The following is a 7,739-nucleotide window of genomic DNA, read 5'->3' as shown; positions in this document are numbered from 1 at the left end:
AGGATGCCGGCCAGGAACAGCGCGCCGACGCTGACGTTGGCCATCATCCCGTAGATCACGAACGGCAGGCTCGGCGGGATGATCGGCCCCAGGGTGGCCGAGGCCGCCGTCACGCCGACAGCGAACTCGGTGTCGTAGCCGTGGTCCTTCATGGCCTTGATCTCGATGGTGCCCAGGCCGGCGGCGTCGGCGATCGCCGTGCCGCTCATGCCGGCGAACACCACCGAGCCGACCACGTTGACGTGGCCCAGGCCGCCCTTCAACCAGCCCACCAGCGCCAGCGCGTAGTTGTAGATGCGGTTGGTGATGCCGGCGTTGTTCATCAGGTTGCCGGCCAGGATGAAGAACGGCACCGCCAGCAGGGGAAAGCTGTCGATGCCGCTGACCATGCGGTGGATCACCACGAAAGGGGGCAGGTTGCCCGTCCACAGGATGTAGACAAGCGCCGAACCGGCCATGGCGATGGCCACCGGAACGCCTCCGCTCATGAGCAGCAGGAAGATGACCTTGAGCATGCGTCGTTCTCGTTGTCGTGGTCGTTGTTCTCGTCGCCGTCAGGGGTCGGTCATCTCCGTCATCGGCCGCTCCAGCACGCTGTAGCCGCGCTGCCAGTGGCGGCGCGCCACCTGCGCCGAGCGCACGGCCATCATGGCGAAGCCGAGCAGGCAGGTGCCATAGACCCAGTTCATCGGCAGGTCCACCATCGTCATGCGCGAGTTGCTGCCCAGCTTGAGCATCATCATCAGCGTCAGCACCACGGCGGCGGCAAGGAACGCCGTGCGCAGCACGTCCACCGCCAGCGCCATCGTGCGCCCCATGCGCTGCGGCATGTAGCGGTAGAAGAAGTCGACCTGGATGTGGTTGTTCTTGATCACGCCCAGCGTCGCGCCGATGAATACCACCGCGATCAGCAGGTAGCGCGCGATCTCCTCCGTCCACGCCGCCGAGTCGTTCAGCACGTAGCGGGTGAAGAACTGGTAGAAGACGACGCCCCCCAGAACCCAGAAGAAGGTCAGTGCGACCCAGCCCTCCCAGGGGGTGCCCGAGAGGTCCACCGCTTCGTCCTGCGCGTGGAACTCGCCGTCGGCCCCCATCACGGGGGCCATCTCGTCGATGGATGCTGGCTGGCTCATGGGGGTCCGGTGGCTTCTTCTGGGGAATGCGTCGATCCGGCTTTGCCGGTCCGCCGCATTGCCCCTTGAGGGCAGGCCGGCGCCCCGCGCCGGCTTCGGGGTGGGCCTATTTGATGGCGATGATGCGGTCCCAGTCTTTCTTGTCCAGTTTCATGGACTCGAAAGTGATGGCCTTGAGAACGCGCTGCTGGAAGTCGGCGCGGTCGACGGTCACCACGTTGACGCCCTTTTTCCTGAACTCGTCGACCAGCTCGCCCTCGCGCTTGCGAATGTCGTTGGTGGCATTCTCGGCCGCCTGCATCGTGACCTCGGCCAGGATCTTCTGCTCGGCCGGGTTCAGCTTGGACATGGTGCTGCGCGAGACCACCGTCAGCAGCGCATCGGCGATGTGGCCGGTCAGGATGATGTTCTTTTGGACCTCGAAGAACTTTTTGGCCTCAATGGTGGGCAGCGGGTTTTCCTGCGCGTCGACGGTGCCGTTCTGCAGCGCCAGGTAAACCTCGGCCAAGGCGATCGGCGTCGGGTTGGCGCCGCAGGCGCGCGGCAGGGCGGTGTAGGCCGGCGCGTCGGGCACGCGCATCTTCAGACCCTTCATCTGGTCGCAGTTGGTGAACAGCTTGTTGCTGGTGGCATGGCGGGCGCCGTAGTACGTCAGGGCCGTCACGGTGTTGCCGGTGGCCTTCTTGTAGCCCTCGGTCAGCTCGCGAAAGACGTCGCTCCTGCTGTACTTGATCACGTGGTCGGCATCGCGGAAGGTGAACGGGTAGTAGCTGACGGCCAGTCGCGGGAAGGAGTTGGCGGCGAACGAGGCGCCGGTCAGGATGATGTCCACCGTGCCCAGCTGCAGGCCCTGGTTGATCTCGCTTTCCTTGCCCAGGCTGGAGGCCGGGAACACCTGGATCTCGAACTTGCCATTGGTGCGCTTCTTGAATTCCTCACCGGCCCAGACCGACCACTTGTGGTACGGCTCGGAGGTCTCGTAGACATGGGCCCACTTCAGCTTGGTCTGGGCCTGGGCCGGGGCGGCGGCCGCCGCCACTGCCAGGGCACAGGCGGCGATCAGTTGGAGGGTGAAGCGTTTTGGCATGGCGAGTCTCCTAGTGGTTGTCTGGCGGCAGGCAACTGTTGGCGCGGCGCCAGCTCGCGCTGTATCTCCTGCAGGCCCGGCGCAGGTGCAGCTGCATCGCCGCGCGCGCGCCCTGGGCGTCGTGCGCGCGGATCGCGTCCAGCACCGCCGTGTGTTCGACGATGGCGTCGTTCCACGACGGCGGGTTTTCGAAGTAGTCGCCCAGGCGCTCGGACAGCGGCCCGCGCCGCGACCGCCAGTAGGCGCGCACCGTGTCCGACAGCACCTCGTTGCCGCAAGCCTGGGCGATTGCGTTGTGAAAGGCCTCGTCGCCGGTGCGTGGCACCGCGCCGGCGGCGCTGTCCTCGCGCATGCGGGTCAGCGCGGCCAGCATGGTGACCAGGTGCGTCTTGCGGGCATGGCGCGCGGCCAGCGCCGCCACCTCGCCCTCGACCAGCTCGCGCGCCCGCATCAGCTCCAGCGGCCCCCAGTCGGTTTCGGCGCCGCCGGCACCGGCGCGGCCATTGCCGTTGCGGCGCGTGCCCGGCAGCACGTAGACGCCGGAGCCGGTGCGCACCTCCACCCAGCCTTCCACCTCCAGCGCGATCAGCGCCTCGCGCACCGAGGGCCGGCTCACGCCGAACTGGCGTGCCAGGTCGCGCTCGGCCGGCAGCCGGGTGCCGGGATCGAACTCGCCAGCGGAAATCAGCCCACGCAGCTGCTCCGCGATCTGGCGATAGAGACGGCTCGATTCGACGACTTGCAGCGGCATGCTTTTCGAGGGGCTACGGGCTACGGGCTACGGGCTACGGGCTACGGGTTGGGTTGGGTTGGGTTGGGGTGCGGGTTGTCACGCATTGGCCAAGTGGTCAGGCCAATTAATATCTGCTGCACGATCTTCGGGCGCATCCGGATGTTCCCCTAGTCCCTAGTCCCTAGGAAGGAGCACGAACGTGCGACTGAAGAACAAGACCGCCCTGGTGACTGCGGCCGGGCAAGGCATCGGGCGCGCCAGCGTCCTGGCGCTGGCGGCGCAGGGCGCCCAGGTTTGGGCCACCGACGTCAACCCGCAACTCCTGGACAGCTACGAGGGCGTGGCCGGCGTGTGCCGCGCCAGCCTCGACGTGCTGGACAAGTCGGAAATCGCCCGGGTGGTCGCCGCGATGCCGGCGATCGACATCCTGTTCAACTGCGCCGGCTTCGTGCACAACGGCACCGTGCTGCAGGCGAGCGATGACGAGTGGAGCTTCGCGCTCGACCTGAACGTGCGCGCGCAGTTCTGGACCATCCAGGCCGTGCTGCCCCGCATGCTGGAGAACGACGGCGGTCTGGGCAGCGGCAGCATCATCAACATGGCCAGCGTCTGCAGCAGCATCAAGGGGCTGCCGAACCGCTTCATCTATGGCACCACCAAGGCGGCGGTGATCGGCCTGACCAAGAGCGTGGCCGCGGACTACGTGGCGCACGGCATCCGCTGCAACGCGATCTGCCCGGGCACGGTGGACACCCCGTCGCTGAACCAGCGCATCAACGCCCAGGCCGATCCCGAGGCCGCGCGCCGCGCCTTCGTGGCGCGCCAGCCGATGGGCCGGCTGGCCCGCGCCGAGGAGATCGCGCCGCTGGTGGTGTTCCTGGCCAGCGACGAGGCGCGCTTCGTCACCGGCCAGGCTTATGCGGCAGACGGCGGCATCACGATATGAACCTGCTCGATTTCCAGGCTCGCCACGCGGTGGTCATCGGCGGCGCCGGCGGCCTGGGCTTTGCCATCGCGCAGCGGCTGCTGGCCTCGGGTGGGCGTGTCACCTTGTGGGACCGCGACGCGGCGGCGGCAGAGACGGCGGCGCGCCAGCTGGGCGCGGCCGCGGGCTTCGTCATGGTCGACGTGGCCGACGCGGAGTCCGTGCGCGCCGGCGTCGCGGCGACGGTGGCGCGCGAGACGAAGATCGATGCACTGGTCAACAGCGCGGGGATCACCGGCCCCAACACCAAGCTGTGGGAGTATCCGGTGGATGCCTGGCGGCAGGTGATGGAGGTCAACCTCAACGGCCTGTTCCTGTGCTGCCGGGAGGTGGTGCCGGTGATGCGCGCCGCCGGCTACGGCCGCATCGTCAACATCGCCTCGGTGGCCGGCAAGGACGGCAACCCCAACGCCAGCGCCTACAGCGCCAGCAAGGCCGCGGTGATCGCGCTGACCAAGTCGCTGGGCAAGGAGCTGGCCGACACCGAGGTGCGCGTGAACTGCGTGACGCCGGCGGCGGTGGAAACGGCGATCTTCGAGCAGATGGCGCAGGCGCATATACAGTTCATGCTTTCCAAGATTCCCATGGGCCGCTTCGGCACGCCCGCGGAAGTGGCGGCGATGGTGGGGTGGCTGTGCACGCACGAGTGCTCGTTCTCCACCGGAGCGGTGTTCGACCTGTCGGGCGGCCGCTCCACCTACTGACAACAACCAGGAAGCAACAACAATGAAACTCGTACGCTATGGCAACCCCGGCAAGGAAAAGCCCGGCCTGGTGGACGCCGACGGCCGCATCCGCGACCTGAGCGGCGTGGTGCCCGACATCGGCCCGGCGCAGCTGGGCGCAGCCGGCATGGCGAAGCTGCGCAAGGTGAACCCGGCCAAGCTGCCGCTGGTGCGCGGCACGCCGCGCTTTGGCTGCCCGGTCAACGGCGTCGGCAAGTTCGTGGCGATCGGCCTGAACTACGCCGACCATGCCGCCGAATCGGGCGTGCCGATTCCGAAGGAGCCGGTGGTCTTCATGAAGGCCACCAGCTGCCTGCAAGGCCCCAACGACCCCGTGATGCTGCCCAAGGGCTCGGTCAAGACCGACTGGGAAGTGGAACTGGCCATCATCATCGGAACCGAAGCGCGCTACGTGGCGCAGTCCAAGGCGCTGGGCTACGTGGCCGGCTTCGCCGTCTGCAACGACGTCAGCGAACGCGAGTACCAGCTGGAGCGCGGCCCGCAGTGGGACAAGGGCAAGGGCTGCGACACCTTCGGCCCGGTCGGCCCCTGGCTGGTGACGGCGGACGAGATCGCCAACGTGCAGCGCCTGGCCATGTGGCTGGATGTGAACGGCGAGCGTCGCCAGACCGGCAATACCAAGACCATGATCTTCAACGTGGCCAAGCTGGTCAGCTACGTCAGCCAGTTCATGACGCTCAAGCCGGGCGACATCATCACCACCGGCACGCCGCCCGGCGTCGGCCTGGGCATGAAGCCGCCGCAGTTCCTGAAGAAGGGCGACGTGATGACCCTGGGCATCGAAGGCCTGGGCGAGCAGCGCCAGGTGGTGGTGCCCTTCAAGCTCTGAGCCCGCGCGGTTGGGAGCGTGTGCAGCTTCGCTGCACACGCTACGAAGATGTGGTGGCAGGGGCTTCCCCTTGCCCCCTTTTTTCGTGCAAAATAGAACGACCGTTCGTTTTATTTTGCCCAAGGCACCATCCATGTCTGTCGCCCAGCTGCCGCCCCACCCGGCCCGCGCCCCGCGGGAAGGCAAGGCCTTGCAGAAAGGCCAGCAGACCAAGGCCGCCATCGTCGATGCGGCGCTGGCGCTGGCCACCCAGATCGGGCTGGAAGGGCTGTCGATCGGCGCGCTGGCCGACGCCACCCAGATGAGCAAGTCGGGCGTGTTCGCCCATTTCGGCTCGCGCGAAGAGCTGCAGATTTCCGTGGTGCGCGAGTACCACGCCCGCTTCGAGCAGCAGGTGTTCTATCCGGCCGTCGGCGAGCCGCGTGGCCTGCCGCGCCTGCGCGCCATGTTCGCCAACTGGATGAAGCTGACGTCGGTGGAGCTTGACTCCGGCTGCATCTACATCAGCGGCGCCGTCGAGTTCGACGACCGCCCGGGGCCGGTGCGCGACGCGCTGGCCTGGTCGGTGCAGACCTGGCACGAGGCCATGCGCCGCGCCATCACCCTGGCCAAGGACGAAGGCCACCTGCGCGCCGAGGTGGAGGAGGAGCAGATGCTGTTCGAGATCCACGGCCTGATCCTGGCGCTGCACTACGAAGCGCGCTTCCTGAAAAACCCGGGCTCCATCGCCCGCGCCCACACTGGCTTCGAGAACATCCTGCAGCGCTATGGCGTCCCCGCCGTGGCCGTTGCCGCCAAGTCCGCCCCCAAATCCAGACCAACGGCCAGAGCCGCCAAGGAGTGACCAGACATGCCTAGCTATACCCCGCCGCTGCGCGACATGCAGTTCGTGATGCACGAAGTGCTCAAGGTCACCGACGAACTCAAAGCCTGCCCCAAGCACGCCGACATCGACGCCGACACCATCAATGCGGTGCTGGAAGAAGCCGGCAAGTTCGCCACCGAAGTCACCTTGCCGCTGAACATCAGCGGCGACGAGCAAGGCTGCACGCTGGACCAGGAAACCCACGAGGTCACCACGCCCACCGGCTTCAAGGACGCCTATGCCAGGTTCGTCGAAGGCGGCTGGCCGGCCTTGTCGTGCGACCCCGCGTACGGCGGCCAGGGCCTGCCGTTCGTGGTCAACCAGTGCATGTACGAAATGCTCAACAGCGCCAACCAGGCCTGGACCATGTATCCCGGCCTGTCGCACGGGGCCTACGAGGCGCTGCATGTCCACGGCACCGAAGAACAGAAGAAGCTGTACCTGCCCAAGCTGGTGACCGGCGAGTGGACCGGCACCATGTGCCTGACCGAGCCGCACTGCGGCACCGATCTGGGCATGCTGCGCACCAAGGCCGAACCGCAGCCTGACGGCAGCTACCGCATCACCGGCAACAAGATCTTCATCAGCGCCGGCGAGCACGACATGGCGGAGAACATCATCCACCTGGTGCTGGCGCGGCTGCCGGACGCGCCCTCGGGCAGCAAGGGCATCAGCCTGTTCGCCGTGCCCAAGTACGACGTCAAGGCGGATGGCTCGATGGGCGAGCGCAATGGCATCTGGTGCGGCGGCCTGGAGCACAAGATGGGCATCCACGGCAATGCCACCGCGCAGCTGGTGCTGGAGAACGCTGCCGGCACGCTGGTGGGCCAGCCCAACAAGGGCCTGGCCGCGATGTTCGTCATGATGAACGCCGCCCGCCTGGGCGTGGGCAACCAGTCGCTGGGCCTGACCGAAGTGGCGTTCCAGAACGCGCTGGCCTACGCCAAGGACCGCATCCAGATGCGCTCGCTGTCGGGTATCAAGGCCAAGGACAAGCCGGCCGACCCGATCATCGTGCACCCAGACGTGCGCAAGATGCTGCTGACGGCCAAGGCGTACGCCGAGGGCGGCCGGGCGCTGGCGATCTATTGCACGCTGCTGCTGGACAAGGAGCTGCACCACCCGGACCCCAAGGTCGCCAAGGACGCCGGTGAAGTGGTGGCGCTGCTGACGCCGATCGTGAAGGCCTTCCTGACCGACAACGGCCACGTCGCCACCAATGCCTGCATGCAGGTGTTCGGCGGCCACGGCTACATCAAGGAATGGGGCATGGAGCAGTTCGTGCGGGACAACCGCATCAACATGATCTACGAAGGCACCAACACCATCCAGTCGCTCGACCTGCTGGGCCGCAAGGTGCT

9 protein-coding genes are annotated in these 7,739 nt (G+C 67.1%); 5 read left to right on the top strand and 4 right to left on the bottom strand.

Going from position 1 to position 7,739, the window contains the following annotated elements:
• The 4 genes from JWP65_RS07830 to JWP65_RS07815 all read right to left on the bottom strand — a co-directional run.
• The coding region (locus JWP65_RS07830) for a TRAP transporter large permease subunit (protein WP_299762405.1) at positions 1–515 on the bottom strand (515 nt) is incomplete at its 3' end.
• Between the two features lie 39 nt (positions 516–554).
• Positions 555–1,133 carry a TRAP transporter small permease gene (locus JWP65_RS07825; RefSeq protein WP_299762403.1) on the bottom strand — a complete coding sequence of 193 codons (579 nt, stop codon included), beginning with the start codon at positions 1,131–1,133 and terminating at the stop codon, positions 555–557.
• A gap of 106 nt (positions 1,134–1,239) precedes the next feature.
• The gene (locus JWP65_RS07820; protein ID WP_299762401.1) at positions 1,240–2,220 is read right to left on the bottom strand and encodes a sialic acid TRAP transporter substrate-binding protein SiaP; all 981 of its coding nucleotides are present in this window, start codon (positions 2,218–2,220) and stop codon (positions 1,240–1,242) included.
• 10 nt (positions 2,221–2,230) lie between these two features.
• Positions 2,231–2,971 (bottom strand): FadR/GntR family transcriptional regulator, encoded by a 741-nt coding sequence (locus tag JWP65_RS07815; protein WP_299762399.1) that lies wholly within the window; start codon positions 2,969–2,971, stop codon positions 2,231–2,233.
• A 181-nt stretch (positions 2,972–3,152) separates the two neighbouring features.
• Here JWP65_RS07815 and JWP65_RS07810 point away from each other — a divergent pair, with 181 nt between their 5' ends.
• The 5 genes from JWP65_RS07810 to JWP65_RS07790 all read left to right on the top strand — a co-directional run.
• Positions 3,153–3,899, top strand: coding sequence for an SDR family oxidoreductase (locus JWP65_RS07810; protein WP_299762397.1), 747 nt, complete (start codon positions 3,153–3,155; stop codon positions 3,897–3,899).
• Positions 3,896–4,642 (top strand): SDR family NAD(P)-dependent oxidoreductase, encoded by a 747-nt coding sequence (locus tag JWP65_RS07805; protein WP_299762395.1) that lies wholly within the window; start codon positions 3,896–3,898, stop codon positions 4,640–4,642. The genes JWP65_RS07810 and JWP65_RS07805 overlap by 4 nt, the downstream gene beginning before the upstream one ends.
• 22 nt (positions 4,643–4,664) lie before the next feature.
• Positions 4,665–5,513 (top strand): fumarylacetoacetate hydrolase family protein, encoded by an 849-nt coding sequence (locus tag JWP65_RS07800; RefSeq protein WP_299762393.1) that lies wholly within the window; start codon positions 4,665–4,667, stop codon positions 5,511–5,513.
• A 133-nt stretch (positions 5,514–5,646) separates the two neighbouring features.
• Complete coding sequence (locus tag JWP65_RS07795; protein WP_299762390.1) at positions 5,647–6,357, top strand: TetR/AcrR family transcriptional regulator; 711 nt, start codon at positions 5,647–5,649, stop codon at positions 6,355–6,357.
• 6 nt (positions 6,358–6,363) lie between these two features.
• A partial coding sequence (locus JWP65_RS07790) for an acyl-CoA dehydrogenase family protein (protein ID WP_299762387.1) occupies positions 6,364–7,739 on the top strand: 1,376 nt, incomplete at its 3' end.

It is taken from the genome of Ramlibacter sp., assembly GCF_028292805.1.
Classification (GTDB): Bacteria; Pseudomonadota; Gammaproteobacteria; order Burkholderiales; family Burkholderiaceae_C; genus Ramlibacter.
Note: the sequence above shows the minus strand (reverse complement) of the source record. Positions and strands in the feature narration are given on the sequence as shown.